Origin of the sequence: Acinetobacter sp. BD54 (assembly GCF_044778325.1) — a bacterium.
Taxonomy (GTDB): Bacteria; Pseudomonadota; Gammaproteobacteria; order Pseudomonadales; family Moraxellaceae; genus Acinetobacter; species Acinetobacter baumannii.
Window position 1 is genome coordinate 117,536 of sequence record NZ_JANJEP010000002.1, and the last position, 21,281, is coordinate 138,816.

Here is a 21,281-nt window from a genome sequence, read left to right on the forward strand (position 1 = left end):
GATTGAAAAATTTAAATATTCAACTCAAAGTTTACTTTTACGCGATCTAAAACAATGAGTGTTCTATAAGTTTTTACATCCTCATTATCAGCGAAATGTTTTCTAACTAAACTTTCAAAATGAGATAAGTTATTGCTCAGCATGATAATTATAAATGAGACTCCTCCATTCACGAAGTAGCACTGTTGAATTTCTTCAACAGAAGCAAAGTATAGCTTCGCTCTGTCCATAACTACTGAACGATCTTCGCTAAGGCGGACCTCAATAATGGAAGTAATTTTTTCACCAAATTTGAGGGGATTTAAGATAGCGCAATTTTTTAAAATAATTTCCTTTTCTTCCATCCGAGTTATACGCCTTTGTACAGATGCAGCGGATAGACCGATTTTTTCAGAAATTTCTCGATGGGAAGTTTTATTGTCTTTTTGCAGTATTCTTAAGATCGCATAATCAAAATTATCTAAAGAAATCTCTGACATGAGTAAATCTCTCATTAAGCTTTAAATATAGAGTTATTTAATCGTTTTACCGTGAAAAATAGAAGAAATATATAGATTATAGAGAATTAAAATTTCAATCATTCCCCCCAATAGTAAAGATTATGATTGAGACAAACTCCAAACAAGGTATGGCATTTGCAGCCGCATTTTTATCTTTAGTTTCTGTACAGATCGGTGCAGCAATAGCGAAAGTCCTTTTTCCAATTCTTACTGCTGAAGGAGTCACCTTAACTCGACTTGCCTTATCGGCCTGTTTCTTATGGGTAGTCTTTAAACCATGGCGGCAGTGGAATAAACAGACCAATTGGAAAAATCTAATTATTTATGGATCAATCCTCACTTTAATGAATACTTTGGTTTATAAAGCATTTTCTTACATGTCTGTTGGGATTGCGATTTCCATCGAAGTGTTAGGACCACTTACGGTTGCTATTTTAATGTCTAAAAATAAATTAGATTATTTTTGGGGTGGATTATCTATTATTGGTTTGCTTCTTCTACCTATGGGCAATGCAAATAATAACTTTAGTTTTATTGGCATGACGTATGCTTTATTAGCCGCAGTGGGTTGGGGGCTGTATGTGATTTATGGCTCAAAAGTTGCACAAGGTGGTGGTAGCTCTGTTGCGACCGGAATGTTTATAGCGGCTTTATTTGCAACACCTTTAGGTGCATCTCACATTATCCATATTTTTGATAGTTATAAGATTCTTTTTACATGTTTACTTATGGCGATGCTAGCAAGTGCTATTCCATTTATATTAGATATGATTGCCATGAAAAAACTGCATCCTCGAGTTTTTGGGATTTTACTAAGTGCATCACCCGCAGTGAGCGCTTTGGCTGGATGGCTGATTTTAGATGAACGATTAAATAGTTTTCAGGTTCTAGGCATAACAATTATTATGGCATCGTGTGCAGGTTGCTCTTATTTTTCTTATAAACGTAATAAGGTATAAGCTGAGACTTCTATATTATTAAAAATAAATATTTCTGGTAAACATGAGATAGACCGATCAAAAATATGAGATGGGTATCTCATGGCTTCTTTAGCTTTTAGCTCCAACCTCAGAACAACAAAGCTCACAACTTGGTCATTAGCAGCATAATTAAGCACACATGTGCATTATTTTAAATGTTCCTATTGATGAATCTAAATAATAAAAATATTTAATGCAAAAATTGTAATTCACTAATTTTTCTGCACTTAAAGGCTGTACCTGAGAGTCATAGGCATGTATCGTTAAGTCATGATACTTTAAAATTATAGAGTGTTTAAAAAGCAGTATCGTTCAAGTGACCTAATTGGGTTATACCATTAAGATGGTTGAAACTTGATCTCAAAATAATAAGTACAAATCACAATGGGAGAAACGATTACGTTTTATTGGTAAATATTGAAATGGAGTATCAATGACCAAGCTGGCTGGGGTCCTTTAAAGAAATATTTACGGTTGGTTTATTTATGATAACTTCGTCTTACTTTAAAAAACACAAGAAAAATTACCGCTCCCTAAAGGACCAGCAGCTTACAATTGCAGCCAAAGCAAATATCTTTATTTGTATTATTTTTTGCTTGTTTTGGACTATATATTTTGCATTTGCCCAAATGTGGGTGATTGTTTATATGGATATCTGTTTCACACTAATTTCCATATTTAGCTTTTTTCTTATTTATATAAACCGTATTTCGGCAGGGATACTTTTATCACAAGCGGTTCTGCTGGTGTTTCCAGTGGTTTTTTGCTTATTTTTCGATGTTGCTACGCCTGATCGCCCTCGAGTGGCCCATTTGTTTTTACCTGCCGGAGCGATATTGGGATATTTGAATTACCGTAGAGAGCCAAGCTTCTTACAAATTGTTTTAATTTTACTGTCGATTGGCTGCTTTATATTTTTTAGTGGTAGCTCTTTTACTCTCGATAGTGCCATACCTTTATCAGAAGATATTCGTGATCATGGTGGGTGGATAGCCACTTGTGTCGCTACTCTTATGATTTGTATTTCAATTTATACCATGCAATTAGAAATACAAATAGAAAGCAGTATGGAGCATAATCTACGTTTGGCACTCACTAAGCAACAATTTGAGCTTTTTTATCAGCCCCAAGTTAATTCGTCAGAAAAACTGATTGGTGCGGAAGCCTTGTTAAGATGGCATCATCCGGTTTTAGGGTATATTCCAACAAAAGAGTTTATTCCGGCAGCGGCAACTTTTGGGTTAATGCCAGAGATCGGCGAGTGGGTATTGGCCCAAGCCTGCAAAGTTTTACAAGACTGGAGTAAAAAAGAAGAGACTAAAGATCTTACGCTTTCAATCAATATTAGTGCTGATCATTTTATGCAATCTAACTTTGAGCACACTGTGATTGGTCTGGTTCAGCGGTATGACATCAATCCATCGCGGCTTATATTAGAAATCACTGAAAATATTGCTTTAAATAATTGTGCGAGCATGATTGAAAAAATGCACTTCTTGTCTAAGCATGGTATTCAGCTTTCACTTGATGACTTTGGTACAGGGTATTCATCCTTAAGCTATTTACAAAAAATGCCAATTAAACAAATTAAAATTGATCGCAGCTTTGTACAGGCAGCTTTAGATGATAAACGCAGCAATAAATTAGTGACGGGTATAATTAAAATTGGCCTAGATTTAAACCTTCGCGTGTTGGTAGAAGGAATAGAAACGGCTGAACAGTTTAGTGCTTTTAAAAGTAATGGTTGTACCGAGTTTCAGGGCTATTTATGGGGCTGCCCAATGTCTTTAAATGACTTTATCAAGCAATTGCCCATCAAGACCGATAAAGAATAAATCGGAGCACTCACCAGTACTGTTTAGCAGTAGTTTGCTAGATTGAGCCTAATATTAAGACACACTTTATAAACGTATGTAGAGTGCGAGTGTGTTAGGATGAATTTCTATACCTCTAGATATTTACAATATGACGAAACCTGAAGCGCAGTATCAATCAGGGCAATTTCAATTTTCCTTTCTATCATTAAAATATTGGGGTATCTGGTTCACAGCTTTTATTCTAATGTTTCTTGCGTATTTGCCTTGGGCAATCCAGTGGCGCTTAGCAAAACTGTTTTCAAAAATTGCTTGGACACTATTGGGTTCTAGAAGGAAAACGACTTTAAGAAATTTAGGTGCATGTTTTCCGGAAAAAACACCTGAGCAAATTGAAGCCAAGGCTAAGTCGGTTTTTACCGATACGATGATTGGTATATTTGAAGCCTTAAATGCTTGGTATTGTCCTGCATGGTTTAAAAAAAGAGTTCATATAGAAGGCTTGGAACATCTAAATGACAATCGGGATCGGGGCATTCTGCTGTTAGGCACGCATAGCACATTACTCGATGCCGGAGGTGCTGCATGTACACTATTCTTCGATATGGATGTGGTGTATAGACCTCAAAATAATCCTTTCATGGATTTCCTCATTCATCGTAGTCGCGCTAGGGTTTATAAAAACCAGATTGCAAAAGACAACATGCGTAGCTTAATTGAAAAACTCAAAAATGGTCATGCAATCTGGTATAGCCCTGATCAGGACTTTGGTTTAAAGCAAGGTGTCATGGCTTCATTCTTTGGAATACAAGCAGCAACAGTCACGGCACATCGAAGACTCATGGATATTTCAAACGCTGTTGCAATACCTTTATATTTTTACAGAAGCGGGGATATTCGAGATCCTCAATACAATGTACTGGTAGAACCTAAACTTGAAAATTTTCCTAGCGAATGCGAAGTGAATGATGCTGAACGCGTCAATAAAATTATTGAAAACCAGATTCGGATCGCCCCAACACAATACATGTGGTTTCATAGAAGGTTTAAAACTCGTCCTGCTGGTGAAGCGAAGTTTTACTGATTTTGTTATGCCTTTTTATACAGTCAACTGAGAGATTTAAAGGCCTTTAAACCGAGACTTTATAAATCCTAAATGAACAATAATTTTTAATTACTTATCCTTAGTTTTTAATGATCTAATTTAAAACAAATGTCATTTTGTGTGCTTGACTGTATGGGGCTTGGCTACTAACCTTCGTAGCGGTAGGACGGAGATGGGACGCCTTGTGCGTGCCGGTTTCTAGATGACTGGTCTGTCAACCCGCCTTCGTTCTACCACCATCATTTGATAGTGATTTTGTAGAACCGCAGATTTTAGTATCTAAACTAGCTTGTGACGTTGTGGAAGTTAAGAAATACGCGTCATTTGAGTATGAAAAAGTTAGATATCTTCAGAATGCTGTCACGAATATGATGAATATTAAACAAAACCAAATTGTTAAGGTCTTTACTATTATTACTGCTGTGTTTTTATCACTAACATTGGTAGGTACATTTTATGGGATGGACTTTGCTGTAATGCCTGAATTATCTTGGGAGCACGGTTTTTTATATTGTATGATATTTACTTTAGCAGCAGAGATAATACCTTTAGCATATATTAAATACAAAGGTTGGTTACGCTATTCTATATCCAGAATGTGCTCTTTCCGAATATAAAAGGGCACAATAAAAAGTATTTTAAAAAGATGAGTGTATATTTCCTTCTATTAATTCTTTTTGATTTCATTTAAAACATAAAGTAAAGTTTGCTCGCAAGCTATTAAATAAAATGCATGGCTTTTTATAAATATTATAAAAAGCTTTTGATGAGTTTTATAAAGCTAAACAAATGATTCCAAATTGTAAAATATAGATATGGCCTCTAAAAACTTTCTTTCTACGCTGCCACGGAAAATTAAAGAGAACAAAGGGAGTATAGCTATATGTTCTATTCTTTTTATTATTCCTTTATTTGTATTTCCTACTTATCCTAAAAACGAATGGCAGTACGAAATATATCAATACATCACACAAATTATGCATGTGACTATTGGTACGAAAGGGCCATTACCGTTTTTTACGATTCTTTACAGCCTTTATATAACCATAGTCATGTTTATTGTTGGTTGTGTTATATGCTATTTTTTTATTAGAAAATATGGAATTAATAAAGCTTATCAAGAGGAAATCTATAAATTCTTTTTCAAAGCCGAATTTGAATCTTCAAAAAAATACCGTTGGTTAGAAAAGCCTCTAGTTAAAAAGACTTTAGTCTCAAGTACCTTTGCTGGGTGTTTTGTCATGGGAATTATTCACTTTATTGAGGATGATATTACTCAGCAAAGACCTAGACGTAGAGGTGGACTTATAGCATTTAGTTATAATTACAGAGTCGGAGTGATGTTTTGGGAAATAGTAACAACTGTCTTTAGTATTTTCCCGATTTTTTATTTTGGCTTGTTATTCTTATATATCATTAATTATTTTTTTCGCGGGTTAGGTACAGGTAAAGTGGTTGTTTTAGAAAAAACTTCAAACCCAAAATTCAGAACTTCTAAAAAATAATTATAAATAATTTTCAAATGAAAAGGATTTTTATATAAATCCCAAATTAACAATAAATTTTAATTATTTATCCTTACTTTTTAATGATCTATTTTAAAACAAATGTCATTTTGTGTGCTTGACTGTAATAGGGCAGAGCACTATCCTTTGCCTGCTGGCCACATTGCCAGTCGGTTTTAGCAGGCCGTATTTACCCAAAGCACACGAAAAAGTCTCTCTTTTTTGTGGGCATCCCTACGTGCCCCCTCTGCGGCGGAACGGGAGGGGGACATCTTCGGATGTGCTGATTTTTGGGTAAATCAGTCTGCTAACCCCTTTTCGTTTCGCCACCATAATCATTTAGCAGTGATGTGGCGAAACTTCTTTCTTACCCAAAGGAGTTCGCACATGCGTACTATTTCTTATTTATTGGCCTTTGCCAAATTTTCTCTATTTATACCGCCGGAACAGTCTTTAAAACGGCTCTAGGTTTTCTACACCTTAAGAATCGTTACGATTAAAAAATCATATCAACAACAAAACTCGAGATAGGCGAGCACACCACTTGTGCGGCTTTTGCATGCCTGTATTTAGCACTCATTTTAAGAGTGACGGCATTTCTATCTCTTTACATACAACAAGAATTTATAACGGTAAAACTATGCCAAATTTAGAAACCTCTTCTAAAAAATTACACATTATTCGTACCGCTATTCGTTTGTTTACCACATATGGATTCCATACAACAGGCGTAGACCTGATTGTCAAAGAATCAGAAATACCGAAAGCCACCTTGTATAACTATTTTCACTCAAAAGAACGACTTATTGAAATGTGTATAGCTTTCCAAAAAAGTCTACTTAAAGAAGACGTGCTTGCGATTATCTATTCAAGCCGTTATTGCACGCCAACCGATAAGCTCAAGGAAATAGTAGTTTTACATGTTAACTCTAACAGTCTGTATCACTTGCTACTTAAAGCCTTTTTTGAAATTAAAGTGGCTTACCAGCAGGCTTACCGTATGGCAATAGAGTATAGAAAATGGCTGACTCGTGAAATTTTTGAACTGATTTTTAGTTTAGAAATACGTGCGTTAAAACCCGATGCCAATATGGTTTTAAACTTAATAGATGGCTTGATGTTTGAGTTTTTAAGTACAAATAGTTTGGGTGAAAGGGATGTGGTGGTGGAGTATTTTTTTAAGCCAACTTGTTTGAGGTAAATGAGTTATTTAAATAAAAGGATGTATGGTTTGCTTGATTTTTATTAGATGAGCAGACCATATACACCATACGATGAGGTGAGCTCATTACTCGGGTTAGATTAAATAATTCTATCTAATATACTGTTTATATTATAAAAATTAATATTTTTGACTTTGTAGCGATAATATTGCTATTTTATTTTTACGCTAATCGTAAATAGATTACGTATATCATAATTAAAATGGAATTAATTTAAAGCGAGTCATGGAGAAAGGAATACCATGAAAGAAATTGTATTAAGTGATTTGATCAATCAGCAGAAAGTTGGACCTTATCAAAAGTTTATTTTGGTTACCTGCTTATTACTAATGATTATGGATGGGTATGACATTCAGTCCATGGCTTACGCAGCCCCACTGATTATAGAAGAATGGGGTGTTCAAAAATCGATGTTGGGAGTTGTGTTTAGTGCAAGTTTGTTTGGTTTGTTTGTTGGATCATTTTTATTAAGTTCACTTTCTGATCGTTTTGGTCGCCGTCCGATACTACTGATCTCGACCTTTATATTCTCCATATTAATGCTGTTGACACCACATGTAGGCAATATTGAGCAATTGACCGTAATCCGTTTTGTTACAGGAATTTTTTTAGGCGGTATCATGCCAAATGTGATGGCTTATAGCTCCGAAATTGTTCCATATCAATCTCGTATTTTTACCATGATGGTCATTTCTTGTGGCTATACGGTAGGAGCGATGTTGGGGGGCGGAATATCAGCCTTACTAGTTCCTTGGGGAGGATGGCAGGCGATTTTTTATTTTGGCGGTATTATACCTTTAATTATTTTCTTTATCACATTCTTTAAGTTGCCAGAATCTTTATATTTTTTGAGTGAAAATAGCAAAAATAGCTCCAAAATTTTGTTTTGGTTAAAGAAGTTTTATCCAGCATTAACATTCAATTCAGAGATAAAAATCATCAATAATACTGAGGTTCAGGTTAAAAAGTCACCGCTTGAGTTATTTAAAAATCAGCGTGCGTTTTTTACCTATTCCATCTGGATCATCAGTATTTTAAATATGATCAGTTTATATTTTCTGGCAAATTGGCTACCGACTTTGGCCAAAGAGTCAGGGCTTTCATTAAATCAGGCATTGTTGATCGGCTCCACTCTACAATTAGGCGGTACGATTGGTAGTGTGGTGATGGGCCTTAAAATTGATAAGACAGGATTTTATAAAGTATTAATTCCTGTTTTTTTGGTTGCAGTAATTAGTGTTGCTTTAATTGGCTATTCTGTTAGTCATATCGTTTTATTGTTTATTATCATTTTTATTGCCGGCTTTGCCATTGTTGGTGGGCAACCTGCCATTAATGCTTTGTCGGCCAGTTATTACCCAGTTTCACTTCGTACTACAGGGGTGGGCTGGAGTATTGGAATTGCTCGTTTGGGTTCTGTCATTGGGCCGTTATTTGGCGGTTATCTCTCTCAATTTCTGGTCATTACCCATTTATTTGTGATTGCTGCCATACCTTCGCTATTCGTCATTATCATGCTGATGATTCAGGCCAAGTATCGGTCATAATACGGTCTAAATATAGAATTTACATAGTGCACATATAGACCGTAATTATGATCGGTGAGTAGCTAAAGAGAGTTGGTCACAAGCTATTCATGGATTATTTAACTCGATACCAAGTTTGGTTTCGGCCAATTATTTAGCTTTTAGATTTGAAGAACATCATTTTAGAGCTGTGTATTTCGATAAAACCAATTTACACAAGCATCTGCCAAAATTTGTGTGGTATCAAAGCTCACATCTAAAATTGGAGACTGGATTGCATGTAACCCAATGGGAATTTCTGTACAGGCTAAAATAATCGAACCCGCACCTTTATCTATGAGTCTTTGGCTTAACTCTTGAAAAACGATACCCGCTTTTGCCGTTTCGTTGCGTTTTACAGCATAAACAGCTGGCATAAATTCCTGTTCAATTTCTTCATCTGAATTAATAATAAAAGGGATGCTATGTTTGCTTAACTCAATTTGATACAACTGAGTAGAAAGGGCACCTTTGGTTGCCAATATTCCGACTTTATCACCAGATTGATAATTCTTTAAAATCTGTTGCACCGTAATTTCAACCATATTTAAGATTTGAATATGGGTGTGTTGCTGTAAGTCAGAATGCCAAAAGTGTGCGGTATTACACGGAATTGCGATTTTAGAAACACCGCTACGCTCTAAAATTTTTAGTCCATGTAACATGGCATTTAAAGGACTTTCACCTAGGTTTTTAAGTGCAAGTTGTCGGTCAGGAATACCGCCGTGATTCCAAACGATTGTTGGAATATGTTCCTGATCTTTAGTGGCAGGGCTTGTATCGAGCAGACGCTGTTGAAAATCAACAGCAGCGCCCGGTCCCATGCCACCCAAAATTCCAAGAGTGGGGAGTTGTGAAAATTCTGTCATCTTATAAACGGTATGCATCTTTGCTAGAGAAGGTTTTACGATAACCGAATAAGCCTACGGCACCGCCTGTATGAAGGAAAATCACTTTGTCATCTTTAGTGAAATGGCCCTGACGAATGAGATCAACTAAGCCCGCAAAACCTTTACCTGAGTAAACAGGGTCAAGCAAAATACCTTCAGTTCGAGCCAGAAGTTCAACTGCTTCAACCATGCTATCAGTTGGAATACCGTAGCCATCGCCAACATAGTCACTATTTGCAATCACTTTTTCACGAGCAATAAGATCTGCGTTTAAACCAAGATGTTCTAATGTTGCGCGAGTAAGTTTATAAACATTTTCTTCTTGTTTAGATTTTTCAGCACGAACACTAATACCCAAGACTGGTAAGTTTGAGTGAGTTGCCGCAATACCTGCTAAAAGGCCAGCTTGAGTACCCGTACTACCTGTTGCATGTACAAGATAAGTTGGTGCGAGTTGAATCTGGTTAAGTTGGTTAATTAATTCAATTGCTGTTGAGACATAACCTAAAGCACCAATAGCGTTTGAGCCACCGCCCGGGATAATGTACGGACGCTCACCTTGTAGTTCTAATTCTTTTGCTTTGGCTTCTAAAGCCGCCGCCATGTCTGTGCCACCCGGAACAACTTCAATTGATGTTGCGCCTAGAATCTCATCGAGCAATAAGTTGCCGTTATTGTAATATTCCTCTGTACCATCACTAACGCGTTGTTCGAGTAAAACAGATGCCTTTAGGCCAAATTTATTGGCTGCTGCAATCGTTTGGCGAACATGGTTAGATTGAGTTGCACCTTGAGTGAGTACATGTGTGGCACCTTTTGCAAGTGCATCACCAATTAAAAATTCTAATTTTCGGGTTTTATTGCCACCTGTAGCTAACCCTGTAGCATCGTCTCGTTTGATGTAAATCTGCGGACCATTTAACGCTTTAGTTAAGTTAGGTAAAAACTCTAGAGGAGTAGGCGCATGAACCAGTTGAACGCGCGGCAAATGACTTAATAACATAATAATGTCCTAAAATTTTAGTGTATGTAATCAATCATGCGACTTACTTCTTTACGCATAATTTCTAAAATATGTTTTTTGGTTTCAATAAATTCCTGCTGTGGCGCAATATTTTCAATGGTGCGGTCACGAGGTAAATTCACTTGAATATCTTCGGCGATGCGGCCAGGGTGACCTGCCATTAGGATAATGCGATCTGCTAAAAGTAGAGATTCATCAATATCGTGAGTAACAAATAAAACGGTAGTTTTATTGTCTTGCCAAAGCTGAGTCAGTGTTTCCTGCATCAAAATACGTGTTTGGGCATCTAAAGCTCCGAAAGGTTCGTCCATCAATAAAATCTTTGGCTTCATAACCCAAGCACGGGCAAGCGCAACACGTTGCTTCATACCGCCTGAGATTTGCCAAATGCGATGGTTTTCAAACTTCTTTAAACCCGTTTTTTCTAAATAATATTCAGTTTGCTCAGTAATATATTTAGGCTCAGCTTTCGATTGCTTAAGTGGAAATTGAATATTTTCTTTTACTGTAAGCCAAGGAAATAACTGAGCCTGTTGGAATACAACAGCTCGGTCAATGCCCGGAGCTGAGATGGTTTGACCATCTACATAAATGTCACCTGAAGTTGGTTTTTCAAAACCAGCAAGTAAGTTCAAAATAGTTGATTTACCACAGCCAGAAGGCCCAAGTAAGCAAACAAACTGACCTTCAGGAATTTTCAGATTAATATCTTCTAAGACCGTATTTTCCGTTTTGTTCTGTTTAAATATTTTCTGAACATTATTTAGCTCAATAAATGGTTGAGTCATTATGCTTTTCCTGTCCAAGGGGCCCATTTTTGCTGTGCTTTCACAATGAGCCAATCTAAAATAAAGCCAATTGTTCCAAGTAAAATAATCCCGACAATGACAACATCTGTACGTAAATAAGAACCTGCATTAATAATCATCCACCCTAAACCAGAAGTCGCTGCAACCATTTCTGCTGCAATTAATGATGTCCAGCCGATACCAATAGATAAACGAATAGTGGTGAAAATTTCAGGAAGTGACGAGGGTAAAATGACACGGAATAAGATTGCTGTTTTTCCTAAGCCCATCGTTTGTGCTGCTTGAATCAAACCATATGGAACGTTTTGGCTTGCTGCGGTTGCACCCACAATGACGCTAAGAAAAGTTGCAATAAAAATAAGGAAAAATTTAGATTCCTCGCCAATCCCTAGCCACACTACAACTAAGGGGATTAAGGCAATTTTGGGAACAGGGCGTAAGAATTGTACAAATGGATCTAAAACGGCATTAAGTACAGGACTACGGCCCATTAATAATCCCAAAGGCACACCAATAACGATTGCAACGAAGAATGCAAAGAAGGCACGCGCCGTGCTGACTAAAATGTGTTGATAAAAAGGAGCATCTCGGTAACCGTTTTTAAATAAATCTAAAACTGTATCTAAAATTTGTAGAGGAGAGGGCAACAAAATTGGTGAGACAAGTTTAAATGTACACACAAGCTGCCAAATAATCACAAAAGTGATTAGCGATAATGTACTAATCACTTTTACTTTAAACGGGTTCAACTGAATCATCTCATAACCTTATTTTGTCGCTTCAATAAGGTATTTACTGTCGATATTAGGTGCATAACTCTTTGGAACATCAGATTGTTTTAGCTCGCCAATACTGACTAAAAATTTAGCAATATCTTGGGTGGCTTTAGCCAAGCCTGAGTTTTCATCATTTGATGTCGCACCTAAATATTTTTCAGAGGCTTGATCTTTTAGGGGAATATATTCGATACCAGCAAGTGTGGTTTCGACTTGGTCATAGGGAAGACTTAAGTATTTAGAGATTTTTTCAGAAGCAGCTTTAGGATCACGTTTATATTCATCAACTTGATCTTGGTAAGCTTTCAAAAATTTAATAACAAGGTCAGAGTGTTTTTCTGCAAACTCTTTACGGACAGCGAAGTTGTTATAAACCAAAATACCTTTTTCATTCAGCGTTGTCGTACGATAAATTTCTTTACCTCCTTCTTTCTCTAGCTGTTGAGTAAAGGGTCCCCAAACATAGGCTGCATCAATATCACCACGTGTCCATGCAGAAACAATTTCAGCAGGCTTAAGTGGAATTAATTTGATTTTTGATTTATCAATTTTATTTAATGCAAGGGCTTGTTCTAAAGCATATTGTGCAGTGGAGTTGGCAGGGAAGGCAACTTTTTTACCAACTAGGTCTTGCAGATTTTTAATATCAGGACGAACAATTAAACGTTCTGCACCAGAAATTAGACCTTCCAAACCAATGATTTCAATGGGTAATCCGCGAGTAATACCTGCAACAGCTGGGCTTGAGCCAAAACGTGCAATGTCAATTTCATTTGCGGCGAAGTAATTAATTACATCTGCACCTGAAGCAAATTCAACCCACTTAATTTTTGTACCTAAAGCTTTTTCAAAATCTCCATCAGCTTTACCAAGAACCCAAACTCGGGGACCGCCACCCCAAGCAAAACGTACTTCTTTAGGTAGTTCAGCAGCAGGCGCTGTTTGAGAAGCTTCTGCCTTAGTTTCATTATTCTGCTGTGAATTATTTCCACAACCAGTTAAAAGTGCAAAGCTGAGAACCCCTACTGATAAGACAGCATTTTTTAAGTGAAAATGTGTTCCAAACAACATTATATTTCCAGTAGTTTTCGAAATTTATTCGATCTTAGTGAAAATTTATGATTAATAAAAATATGAAAAAGTGGAATGGATATATGCAAAGATGAGTTTATGTTTATGAATAAAAAAGAATTATTTATCACTTAAAATTGGTAGTTATCTTTTGAGTTGAAATCGGTGCATGAAAAAAATAGAGCTTTTTAAAATTACTTATTTATAGGTTGAATACATAATTAAAGTTATTAATTAACTTAAGGATATTTAAAAAATTACATGGCTTTTGAGGAAAATGATGACTTCAAAAAACCATGCAATTTTATAAACAGTACTTTAAAGCGATTAAAGCTTATTTAACTCGATACCATGTTTGGTTTCGGCCAATTGCAGAAATACCAATGTAGCCACGAGCGGTAAGTTTTTCCCCATCTGGTGATACGGTTACGCTAAAGCGATAAGTCTTGTCTGACTGAGGATCGAGAATAGATCCTTTGTCATATTTATTTTGACCTACGTTTTTTAAATTTTTGACAATGGTTAAACCAATTAAAGATTTATTTTTATAAGTCCCTTCACACATCGTACATTTATTGGCTTCACTTGGAACAAGGATTTTTTCAATATTTGCGGATAGAACTCCATTTTTGTCTTGGCTAAATTTTACCAGTGCTCTCGGTTGATTGGTGGCATCATCAATAGTTTTCCAAACACTGCCATGTAGTTTGTCCGAAGCAAATGAATGAACCGAATAAAAGCTGAATAAAATTAATAATAAATATTTTTTCATATCAAATGTTTCTCTAATTAAATATGGATGGCTTTAACTGCCAAAATGATTCATTTTAAATTTAACTTCACAGTCTTCTTAGTATTGATCTATAAGCTAAACAATATGTAAAGTTATAATCTATTTGTCTAAATATTATTTTGAATACATTACTTATGCAATTGCGAGAATGGACAGAATTATAAAAAGAATTTCAAAGTCATTTAGTTAGTATTGAATCACAGTCTGCAATATTCAGTTTTATGACTAAAAATCTTGAAACTGTTTCTTTACTTTAATCATATTTACGGGTAAATGGCTCTTCCTGAAAAAAAAGAGCCATTTAAAATTGATAGATAGAACTAAGCAGTATGCTTGAATGCTGCTACTGCTTTTTCTAGAAAGTGTAGGGTAACTGGTTTGAGCCAAGTACCGTCAGCAAGGCTTGGTTCATTTTGCATTGCTGAACGGATCTTTTCTTGAGTGCTTGGATTTTCGCCAGTATAACCTTGTAGCATAGAGAGCCATTGCTGTGCCAAACACTTTGCTCCTTCACTATTCGGTTTAACCTCAGCGTCAATCAATTTCTCAATATCGACTAATAGTTGAGGCCATTTTTTCATTTCGCGAACATAATTTTCCTTTAAAAAAGCAAACTCATTATCAGATAAATAACGGGCAAAAATACTCAGCTTACTCTCTGAAAAGGCCTTAAGTAAAAAGTCAACAACTTCTGGCATTACTCCTAATTTTTCCTGAAATTCAGGTTCGGCTGAATTGATGTTATTTAATTTAACAAGCCATTCTGGATTTGTGCGCGTATTCTGCTCAAGTGTTTTCATCCACTTATGGGCGAGCTTTTGAGCGTTTTCACTGCTAGATGATTCGCCAGCATTAAATACCGTATTTACAGCTTGAGTTAACTCTTGCCATTCTTGGTGGCTTTTAGTACCTGATTGTAAAAATGTAAGCTTTTCAAGTTCTTCTTGCGTAAAGTATTTCTCGTACATTGCTATAAGCTCCAGCATATTTAGCCAATCTTCCAAATCAAGTTCTTCACCATTGATGAGTTGAGATTTCAATTGTCCAAGCTGATTTCGCAATTTCTTCTGCTCTGCCAGTCTTTGATCAATTACTTGAATCTGCCGATCAATAATCGGTAAAAGTGCTAGATTGGGATCTTCAAGAACCGTATAGATTTCGGCTAGCGACATACCCAGCCCTCGTAATGCTTGAATTTGATGCAAACGAGTAATGTCTTTAGGGGTATATAGTCGATAACCAGCATCGGAACGGGCCGAAGGCTGAAGTAAACCGATATCGTCATAGTGATGAAGAGCACGGACAGTAAGTCCTGTTTGCTTAGCCAATTCACCAACTTTTAACAGCATCTTTTTAGCTCCTTCTTCCTTAGGCGTGTTTTATGCTAGGGGCTTACGTTACGTGAGGGTCAACTACTTTAAATCATAATTTTTTATTATTTTATTTTTGGTAAATGTTCAGATTTATCTTTTTATTGTGGTTTAACGACCAGAAATTCTTCACGATTCTAAAAGTAATTTTTGGTTTTTGACTGGTTTTATATAAGATTTTGAAATACCTAACAAATCAATAGCAACCGATATTCACCATCTTTTTCAACAGGTGCCCGATGAACACACGGTAAAACCTTTTGAGTTGGATGATCTACTGCTAAACGCCAAATATGTCCAATACCTAAATTTATAGGTTGTGCATTCGGTTTAGGCTGATAATGTAAATCAAAAAAATACTCTGTTAAAAAGCTTTCAAATTCGGCTTCTGGGCCGTCATGTAAAGCTTTGAGCTTTTCTCTAATTTCTGGAATTAAAACTTTTTGTTCAACCTGATCATTCGGCACAATGTCGCTAGCAGCGCCGTGATAAGTACATAAGAATGTGTCGGTTTCAATGGGGGAGCGGTCAACATGAAATGAATATACATCTGTTGAAATGAAATCTAGCTCTTCATCGCGTTCATAGTTTTTAAGCAAATTAAGTACAGGTGATGCCCCCATATCAGTTAAGAGCTGCATGTCTTTTAAAATAATATCTCGAGCCAAATCACCTTGTTCTGAAAGCTCAAGTGCTAACAGGTCTTCAGTAGAAATTTCGGTAATATTTTCTTTTAACTTAAGTTTAGTCACAATTTCTTTAAAGTCGCCTATCAAATTTCTGTGCCAACAAATAGCATTCTTATTTCCCTGAAAATGTGTATTCACAAGTTCAGCAAAAGTAGATACCACTTCAACTTGCTTGTGGTCAGAAAATGTATTTGTCATATTAAAGTTAAATGGCTCAAAATCTTGCCAATCATACACCCTTAGTGCTTATAGGGCTGCAAGCGGTAGCCAAAATTTGCTTAAAAAATGAAGGTAATGCAAGAAAAGTACAATAATGGTATGAAGTTTTGGTTATGCGTGCTTATTATAAATTGGCTTTGAATAACTGAGAAAAGGTAAGAAGTCGACTATTTTTATAGTCATGCAAGGAATAAGAAAAGTTTTGAAGTAATAAGGTCACGAGGAAGATATGGAAGGAATTAAAACAATCGGTGTGGTTGGTGTCGGTGTCATTGGTGCAAGCTGGACAGCATTATTTTTATATAAAGGCTTTAAGGTAAAGGTATATGACCCTTATCCAATAGACGAAGAATTATTTAAAAAGAGAATACAGGCAAATCTTAGTGATTTGCTCGCTTTAGATCAGCAAACAGATTCAAGTCATCATTTACAAGATATTTTCCTAAATTTAGAGCTTTACAACAACTTAAAAGATGCGGTGATTGATGCCGATTTTATTCAAGAAAATGCACCGGAGAGGTTAGATTTAAAGCAAAATTTATATCAAGAAATCACTTCATATTGCCCTGAAAAAACATTAATTGCTTCAAGTTCTTCAGGCTTAAAAGTTTCTGACTTTCAAAAAGATGCAACTCATCCCGAGCGTATTTTTTTAGGTCATCCATTTAACCCGCCTCATCTATTACCTTTGGTTGAAATTGTGGGTGGAAAATTAACAGATCCGCAAATTTTAAAGAAAGCTTCCGAGTTTTATCAAAGTTTGGGTAAGCATCCGATTGTTTTAAATAAAGAAGTTAAAGGGCATGTAGCAAATCGTTTACAAGCTGCTTTGTGGCGAGAGGCATTTTCACTGGTTAAAGAAGGGGTGTGTTCGGCAGAAGATGTTGATATCGCAATCACCAGTGGGCCTGGGCTGAGATGGGCTTTATTTGGCCCCTATATAAATATGGAACTTGCCAATCAGAAGGGGTTTAAAGAGGCAATTCACCATTTAGGACCACCTATGACCGAATGGTGGAATGATATGCAAAATTTTCAGCACTCTGAAGAAACTACTGAGTTGCTAGAAGAACAAACTAAAGAGCTTTTAACACATTATAAAGATATCGATTTATCTCAAAAAAGGGATAAAGGACTAGTCGATATTTTAAAATTGAGACAACAATTAGAGTTGGATTAAACCAGTTTTTATGAAAGGCCAAACAGTGCTTTATTGAGGTGTTTGGCTTTTTTATTTTTGAGTATTTCGGTACTATTCCTATTCTTCTTTCCGCACAAAATCTATAAAAAGCTTGCACTCATCGTAAGCTTTTAGACTGATTAATTTACTAGGGCATATGAAACGTTACTGGAAACAAACCGAATCAATAGCTTCACGTTGGACGACCGAACAAGACTGTTTTTTAATAGAAAATAATTCACTTTCTATAGATGAGCTAAAAGAGCATTTACCATTTTCTGAAGATGAAATAAGAGTTCGTAGATCAGTTTTAGGACTCGTAAGACGAGATCAGCAAATGAGACCCTATTAATTTTACCAAATGGTAAATTTTAATTGAAAATAAATATTTCAAAAGATAATAATATTTTTAAAAAAATTGCGGATGAGTTATCAAAACCATAATTTTTTTAGGTGATTGTTTAATAGTCTTTACATAAAGCTTTAACTACTTACGTTTGAGTATAATATTGTTTCACTCCTTTACATTTGTTTAATCATAATCAGAACCATAAAACATTTTAAGATCAAAACTTTATAACAATTGAGATTGAGGAGCGTAAAAATGCCAAAGTATTTAGCCGTGGCTGAAAAGGTTTATAAGAATATTAAAAAAGACGACTTATTCACCAATGACCTTACACAAAATCTGAATTGTTTAATCAGTCAGATACGTAAGGCCATTAAAGGGACTGAGTTTAAACTTAAGTTCAATTATATTGATTTTGACGAGCAGCTCACGAAGCCTCTTAGTGAATGTAAAGTCAAAGTTGATCTAAGTGTAATGCCGAAGTTTGAAAACGAAGGAGAGTATTTGCTCTGGTTAGCAAGTTTTATCGAGCGAATTACCGATGGCGGAAAACCTAAATTTCCACCAATTTCACAATTAATTCCGCACGGATTTAAAATTTCTAAAGAATCATTTCCTGTGACTGTTGCTCCTCCTAAAGAAGAGCATGCAGATATGATTATTAAATATTTTAAATCGGAAGATTTTATGAAAACCAATAAAACTCCTTCGTAAAAGAATATAGAAGTATTCGTCCACCATACTTCTATATATTGCTGGTTTAAATTCAGCCACCGCCTTCTGGGGCGGTTTTTTTATAGGTATTCCTTTATTTACTTCTTTCTAAAAGTAAAACCGGTTTGTCGTAATTACTGTTACACCACTCATGTTTTTTTAGTATAGCTTCTGGAACTTGAGCTATGTCTTTCACAGCAGCAAAACCCAGAGAGCCATAAAAGCCCTCTAACTCGGCAAAGGGTAAACAGTAAAGCATAGAAAAATCTGAATTTTTAATTAAGAAATCAACTACCTTACGGGCGATTCCTAACCCTTCATTGCCCGGAAAAACATAAATTCCACCAAGCTCGCCGCTGTTAGCATCAATACCTACAACTCTACCTTGCCCAATAATTTTCTCATCAATAGAAGCTAGTACAATAAGTTCACCAGCATGTGATGGTACAAAATCAATTTCGGCATAGCGTTCGTTTATAGCTTTTAGATCGGCAGTGTTCGCGAATCTTAATGAAATTTCCATTATTCTTCCTTTAGATATTATCTTCAATTTTTTAATCTTTTATGTCTAATGATTTATAGAATCAACAGCTTGAAGTATGCCTGTAAATAATATTGCTAGTTTTGATTCGGGTTGGGGCTCATTTCCATTTGCGGTAAATACGGCACACACTTTATGGCCTTTTTGAGTTTTTCCAATCACGGAAAAGTTGATGACGCCGTATTCGGATCCACCTTTGAAACCAATCTTTTGCCAATTTAAATTTTTAAAAAGTGGATTTAAAGAACTGTTCAGAGCCGGAGCATCTTGAACACTTTCAAGAAGAGGACAAATCTCATGGGCTGACATATACCATTCAGCATCTTGCCAAGTAGCCGATTTTCCAATGCTACTCACACTTGGTAGTGGCAGTTTGTCTAGCTCAGAGAGTGCTTCCAGACGAGCCGACTTTGTTCCTGTTTTAAACTTATTTCTGAGCTTTTCATTACTTGAATCAATCAGTTGAAATAGCTCTTGTGTCGTCAGCAGAGGAGAATTTCTAGGTGATAACGCTTCTATACGAGGTTTCTTTAATACATCTATCAAGCTATCTGTTGCTGTATTATCGCTAATTTGTATCATTAACTGCGCAAGAAGTTCGAGATTTATAGGTGTACCAGCAGGCAAGTTTTGTAAAACTCCTGTTGGCAATGAGCGATTCATTTCTTTTAAAGAAACAATAGTTTCTCTTTTTAATTCGCCTTTTTTTATCGCATCTTCATAAGCTTTTAAAACCAGTAACTTAAAAGTCGAACCGACAGCCATAGGGGTTTTATCGTTTTCTACAACCACAGGCTTGTTATCTACAATAACTAAAAGAGAGGTTTTACCGATTGCATTTTCATGTAGACCTTTAACCATTTCGTCTAGGCTTATTGTCTTAAAATGAGGCGCGCTAAACCAAAGAGTACTAATTTGTCCTTGCTCATTTAAGCTAATTGAAACGGGTAATTCTCCCTTTTCGAAATTAATAGTCCCAGAGCCATTTGAAACATTAATACTTTTAAGTGCACCTAAAGAGACTTTTAAATCATCAACGATTTTTTGAATTTGTGTGATGGGAACTTGTCCTAAAAATTGAGGGCTAAATAAAGAAGCTTCTATGGGTTTATCTGCAAAAATTAATGAAAGTGTAGTCGATAAATTATCCATTTTTTGTTCTGTCGCTGCATGAGTAGTAGAAATAACAATAGGGGAAACATTCAAAGCCGTAACACCTACAGCAAAAAATAAAGCTCTAGTTGCGTACATTTTCTTGGTGAGAAAGTTCTTCATTAAATGTCCTCTTATATTCAGATTCATCTACAGTTTTTATGAAATAGTTTTAAAGTACTCATTCATTTTGGCCTATCAAACCTAATATATCTATATAAATTTCATAAGTTTTATAAACCAGTTTTTAAAACTTAATTATTTTAAAAAGGCAGAAGAAACAGAAAAATATTTAATCTTTTTTGAGAGTATTTAAGTAAATATTCAAAGAATTAAAATGTAAAATGATTACATTAACTATCAATAAAACTGAAAGAATCTAACTTTTTATATCAAATAAAAGCAGTTATCTTAATTCTACTTGAGCACAAACTCTTAAAGTGCTCCTTTTTAGTTTGATTTTTTAGGTATTTAAAATGAATAAAATGCATGTAACTTTGGCTGTAGTGGTTGGTTTAATTATTGGTGGTGTAGTCGGTGCAATAGGTTACTCTAAAACGGCCGCACGTTATGATGCGATGACCACCGCATGTGTAATGGTGAATCAGGCAGTTGAACATGAAATCTTGAAGCTTGAACAAGTGAAAGAGTTAGGTGAGCTCACAGGTCAAACCCTTAAAAAAGATTATGCTTCTGTTGCATCAAAATTTAAGTTTTCTGAAAAGCAATTAGGTAATGCTTCTGAAGGTTCAAATTGTAGTCAGTTTATTGTTGGTGTGAACGCCGCACAGTAACCACGTGTGATGTTATAAAAATTACCTTTAATTACTTTTAATTTATAACGATCAACCGTCCTTAAGGGCGGTTGATGCAATTTACAGTATTTTATATTTGTAGATTTTAGAAGAATGAAAACATTGAATACATTTCGCTTTAAGTAAGTTTCTATCAAAAACTCAACGTTATTTTTTTAAGTGAAATAAATCAAATTTAACTAAAAACGAATAAATGG

The 21,281-nt window shown here is 35.6% G+C and carries 22 protein-coding genes; 11 read left to right on the plus strand and 11 right to left on the minus strand.

The window, feature by feature from the left end; genetic code table 11:
- Positions 1–11: 11 nt before the first annotated feature.
- Entirely contained in the window at positions 12–479 is a 468-nt protein-coding gene (locus NQ782_RS03350; protein ID WP_001290075.1) for an Lrp/AsnC family transcriptional regulator, read from the minus strand.
- A gap of 119 nt (positions 480–598) precedes the next feature.
- Between NQ782_RS03350 and NQ782_RS03355 the strand changes: the two genes are divergently transcribed.
- The 7 genes from NQ782_RS03355 (at position 599) to NQ782_RS03385 (ending at position 8,674) form a co-directional block, all read left to right on the plus strand.
- On the plus strand, positions 599–1,459 hold the full coding sequence (locus NQ782_RS03355; RefSeq protein WP_000972450.1) for a DMT family transporter: 861 nt from the start codon (positions 599–601) through the stop codon (positions 1,457–1,459).
- A 506-nt stretch (positions 1,460–1,965) separates the two neighbouring features.
- Entirely contained in the window at positions 1,966–3,315 is a 1,350-nt protein-coding gene (locus NQ782_RS03360; RefSeq protein WP_079745754.1) for an EAL domain-containing protein, read from the plus strand.
- A 130-nt stretch (positions 3,316–3,445) separates the two neighbouring features.
- Positions 3,446–4,378 carry a lauroyl acyltransferase gene (locus NQ782_RS03365; RefSeq protein ID WP_000165398.1) on the plus strand — a complete coding sequence of 311 codons (933 nt, stop codon included), beginning with the start codon at positions 3,446–3,448 and terminating at the stop codon, positions 4,376–4,378.
- A gap of 290 nt (positions 4,379–4,668) precedes the next feature.
- Complete coding sequence (locus NQ782_RS03370) at positions 4,669–5,016, plus strand: CorA family divalent cation transporter (RefSeq protein WP_265733181.1); 348 nt, start codon at positions 4,669–4,671, stop codon at positions 5,014–5,016.
- 198 nt (positions 5,017–5,214) lie between these two features.
- A complete protein-coding gene (locus NQ782_RS03375) occupies positions 5,215–5,904 on the plus strand; it encodes a hypothetical protein (RefSeq protein ID WP_000157170.1) in 690 nt (229 codons plus the stop codon).
- Positions 5,905–6,544: 640 nt separating this feature from the next.
- Positions 6,545–7,105, plus strand: coding sequence for a TetR/AcrR family transcriptional regulator (locus tag NQ782_RS03380; RefSeq protein ID WP_199983536.1), 561 nt, complete (start codon positions 6,545–6,547; stop codon positions 7,103–7,105).
- Positions 7,106–7,369: 264 nt separating this feature from the next.
- Complete coding sequence (locus tag NQ782_RS03385) at positions 7,370–8,674, plus strand: MFS transporter (protein WP_057093262.1); 1,305 nt, start codon at positions 7,370–7,372, stop codon at positions 8,672–8,674.
- 161 nt (positions 8,675–8,835) lie between these two features.
- On the opposite strand, the gene NQ782_RS03390 is transcribed toward NQ782_RS03385, so the two are convergent.
- The 8 genes from NQ782_RS03390 to NQ782_RS03425 all read right to left on the minus strand — a co-directional run bounded on the left by NQ782_RS03390 (position 8,836) and on the right by NQ782_RS03425 (position 16,312).
- Positions 8,836–9,561, minus strand: coding sequence for an aspartate/glutamate racemase family protein (locus NQ782_RS03390; RefSeq protein WP_002072458.1), 726 nt, complete (start codon positions 9,559–9,561; stop codon positions 8,836–8,838).
- A 1-nt stretch (position 9,562) separates the two neighbouring features.
- On the minus strand, positions 9,563–10,585 hold the full coding sequence (locus NQ782_RS03395) for a D-cysteine desulfhydrase (RefSeq protein WP_000926997.1): 1,023 nt from the start codon (positions 10,583–10,585) through the stop codon (positions 9,563–9,565).
- Between the two features lie 17 nt (positions 10,586–10,602).
- Positions 10,603–11,394 carry an ABC transporter ATP-binding protein gene (locus NQ782_RS03400; RefSeq protein ID WP_000193340.1) on the minus strand — a complete coding sequence of 264 codons (792 nt, stop codon included), beginning with the start codon at positions 11,392–11,394 and terminating at the stop codon, positions 10,603–10,605.
- Positions 11,394–12,173, minus strand: a complete 780-nt coding sequence (locus NQ782_RS03405; protein WP_000615474.1) for an ABC transporter permease — start codon at positions 12,171–12,173, stop codon at positions 11,394–11,396. The genes NQ782_RS03400 and NQ782_RS03405 overlap by 1 nt, the downstream gene beginning before the upstream one ends.
- Before the next feature lie 9 nt (positions 12,174–12,182).
- Positions 12,183–13,262 (minus strand): ABC transporter substrate-binding protein, encoded by a 1,080-nt coding sequence (locus NQ782_RS03410; RefSeq protein ID WP_057093261.1) that lies wholly within the window; start codon positions 13,260–13,262, stop codon positions 12,183–12,185.
- 334 nt (positions 13,263–13,596) lie between these two features.
- Positions 13,597–14,034, minus strand: a complete 438-nt coding sequence (locus NQ782_RS03415) for a DUF2147 domain-containing protein (protein WP_000760388.1) — start codon at positions 14,032–14,034, stop codon at positions 13,597–13,599.
- 341 nt (positions 14,035–14,375) lie between these two features.
- A complete protein-coding gene (locus NQ782_RS03420) occupies positions 14,376–15,404 on the minus strand; it encodes a MerR family transcriptional regulator (protein ID WP_057093560.1) in 1,029 nt (342 codons plus the stop codon).
- 209 nt (positions 15,405–15,613) lie between these two features.
- Positions 15,614–16,312 carry a DUF1826 domain-containing protein gene (locus NQ782_RS03425; RefSeq protein WP_057093565.1) on the minus strand — a complete coding sequence of 233 codons (699 nt, stop codon included), beginning with the start codon at positions 16,310–16,312 and terminating at the stop codon, positions 15,614–15,616.
- 250 nt (positions 16,313–16,562) lie between these two features.
- Between NQ782_RS03425 and NQ782_RS03430 the strand changes: the two genes are divergently transcribed.
- From NQ782_RS03430 to NQ782_RS03440, 3 genes are all read left to right on the plus strand, one after another.
- Positions 16,563–17,513 carry a 3-hydroxyacyl-CoA dehydrogenase NAD-binding domain-containing protein gene (locus NQ782_RS03430; RefSeq protein ID WP_002047149.1) on the plus strand — a complete coding sequence of 317 codons (951 nt, stop codon included), beginning with the start codon at positions 16,563–16,565 and terminating at the stop codon, positions 17,511–17,513.
- Positions 17,514–17,670: 157 nt separating this feature from the next.
- The gene (locus NQ782_RS03435; RefSeq protein WP_001984101.1) at positions 17,671–17,865 is read left to right on the plus strand and encodes a hypothetical protein; all 195 of its coding nucleotides are present in this window, start codon (positions 17,671–17,673) and stop codon (positions 17,863–17,865) included.
- A 252-nt stretch (positions 17,866–18,117) separates the two neighbouring features.
- Entirely contained in the window at positions 18,118–18,576 is a 459-nt protein-coding gene (locus tag NQ782_RS03440; protein ID WP_001127331.1) for a hypothetical protein, read from the plus strand.
- A gap of 94 nt (positions 18,577–18,670) precedes the next feature.
- Here the strand turns inward: NQ782_RS03440 and NQ782_RS03445 are convergent, their stop codons facing one another.
- Together NQ782_RS03445 and NQ782_RS03450 are read right to left on the minus strand one after the other, a co-directional pair.
- Entirely contained in the window at positions 18,671–19,099 is a 429-nt protein-coding gene (locus tag NQ782_RS03445) for a GNAT family N-acetyltransferase (RefSeq protein WP_057093573.1), read from the minus strand.
- 45 nt (positions 19,100–19,144) lie between these two features.
- Positions 19,145–20,392: a serine hydrolase gene (locus tag NQ782_RS03450; protein WP_057093575.1), complete on the minus strand. Its 1,248-nt coding sequence runs from the start codon at positions 20,390–20,392 to the stop codon at positions 19,145–19,147.
- Between the two features lie 353 nt (positions 20,393–20,745).
- Here NQ782_RS03450 and NQ782_RS03455 point away from each other — a divergent pair, with 353 nt between their 5' ends.
- Positions 20,746–21,063, plus strand: coding sequence for a hypothetical protein (locus tag NQ782_RS03455; RefSeq protein WP_031988144.1), 318 nt, complete (start codon positions 20,746–20,748; stop codon positions 21,061–21,063).
- Positions 21,064–21,281: the final 218 nt, after the last annotated feature.

Excerpts from the sequence above, each read along its gene's own strand:
- NQ782_RS03360 (WP_079745754.1), top strand. The coding sequence starts at position 1,966 with ATGATAACTTCGTCTTACTTTAAAAAACACAAGAAAAATTACCGCTCC.
- NQ782_RS03365 (WP_000165398.1), top strand. The coding sequence starts at position 3,446 with ATGACGAAACCTGAAGCGCAGTATCAATCAGGGCAATTTCAATTTTCC.
- NQ782_RS03385 (WP_057093262.1), top strand. The coding sequence starts at position 7,370 with ATGAAAGAAATTGTATTAAGTGATTTGATCAATCAGCAGAAAGTTGGA.
- NQ782_RS03420 (WP_057093560.1), bottom strand. The coding sequence starts at position 15,404 with ATGCTGTTAAAAGTTGGTGAATTGGCTAAGCAAACAGGACTTACTGTC.
- NQ782_RS03400 (WP_000193340.1), bottom strand. The coding sequence starts at position 11,394 with ATGACTCAACCATTTATTGAGCTAAATAATGTTCAGAAAATATTTAAA.
- NQ782_RS03380 (WP_199983536.1), top strand. The coding sequence starts at position 6,545 with ATGCCAAATTTAGAAACCTCTTCTAAAAAATTACACATTATTCGTACC.
- NQ782_RS03415 (WP_000760388.1), bottom strand. The coding sequence starts at position 14,034 with ATGAAAAAATATTTATTATTAATTTTATTCAGCTTTTATTCGGTTCAT.
- NQ782_RS03410 (WP_057093261.1), bottom strand. The coding sequence starts at position 13,262 with ATGTTGTTTGGAACACATTTTCACTTAAAAAATGCTGTCTTATCAGTA.
- NQ782_RS03440 (WP_001127331.1), top strand. The coding sequence starts at position 18,118 with ATGCCAAAGTATTTAGCCGTGGCTGAAAAGGTTTATAAGAATATTAAA.
- NQ782_RS03390 (WP_002072458.1), bottom strand. The coding sequence starts at position 9,561 with ATGACAGAATTTTCACAACTCCCCACTCTTGGAATTTTGGGTGGCATG.
- NQ782_RS03350 (WP_001290075.1), bottom strand. The coding sequence starts at position 479 with ATGTCAGAGATTTCTTTAGATAATTTTGATTATGCGATCTTAAGAATA.
- NQ782_RS03430 (WP_002047149.1), top strand. The coding sequence starts at position 16,563 with ATGGAAGGAATTAAAACAATCGGTGTGGTTGGTGTCGGTGTCATTGGT.
- NQ782_RS03425 (WP_057093565.1), bottom strand. The coding sequence starts at position 16,312 with ATGACAAATACATTTTCTGACCACAAGCAAGTTGAAGTGGTATCTACT.
- NQ782_RS03405 (WP_000615474.1), bottom strand. The coding sequence starts at position 12,173 with ATGATTCAGTTGAACCCGTTTAAAGTAAAAGTGATTAGTACATTATCG.
- NQ782_RS03395 (WP_000926997.1), bottom strand. The coding sequence starts at position 10,585 with ATGTTATTAAGTCATTTGCCGCGCGTTCAACTGGTTCATGCGCCTACT.
- NQ782_RS03375 (WP_000157170.1), top strand. The coding sequence starts at position 5,215 with ATGGCCTCTAAAAACTTTCTTTCTACGCTGCCACGGAAAATTAAAGAG.
- NQ782_RS03435 (WP_001984101.1), top strand. The coding sequence starts at position 17,671 with ATGAAACGTTACTGGAAACAAACCGAATCAATAGCTTCACGTTGGACG.
- NQ782_RS03455 (WP_031988144.1), top strand. The coding sequence starts at position 20,746 with ATGAATAAAATGCATGTAACTTTGGCTGTAGTGGTTGGTTTAATTATT.
- NQ782_RS03450 (WP_057093575.1), bottom strand. The coding sequence starts at position 20,392 with ATGAAGAACTTTCTCACCAAGAAAATGTACGCAACTAGAGCTTTATTT.
- NQ782_RS03445 (WP_057093573.1), bottom strand. The coding sequence starts at position 19,099 with ATGGAAATTTCATTAAGATTCGCGAACACTGCCGATCTAAAAGCTATA.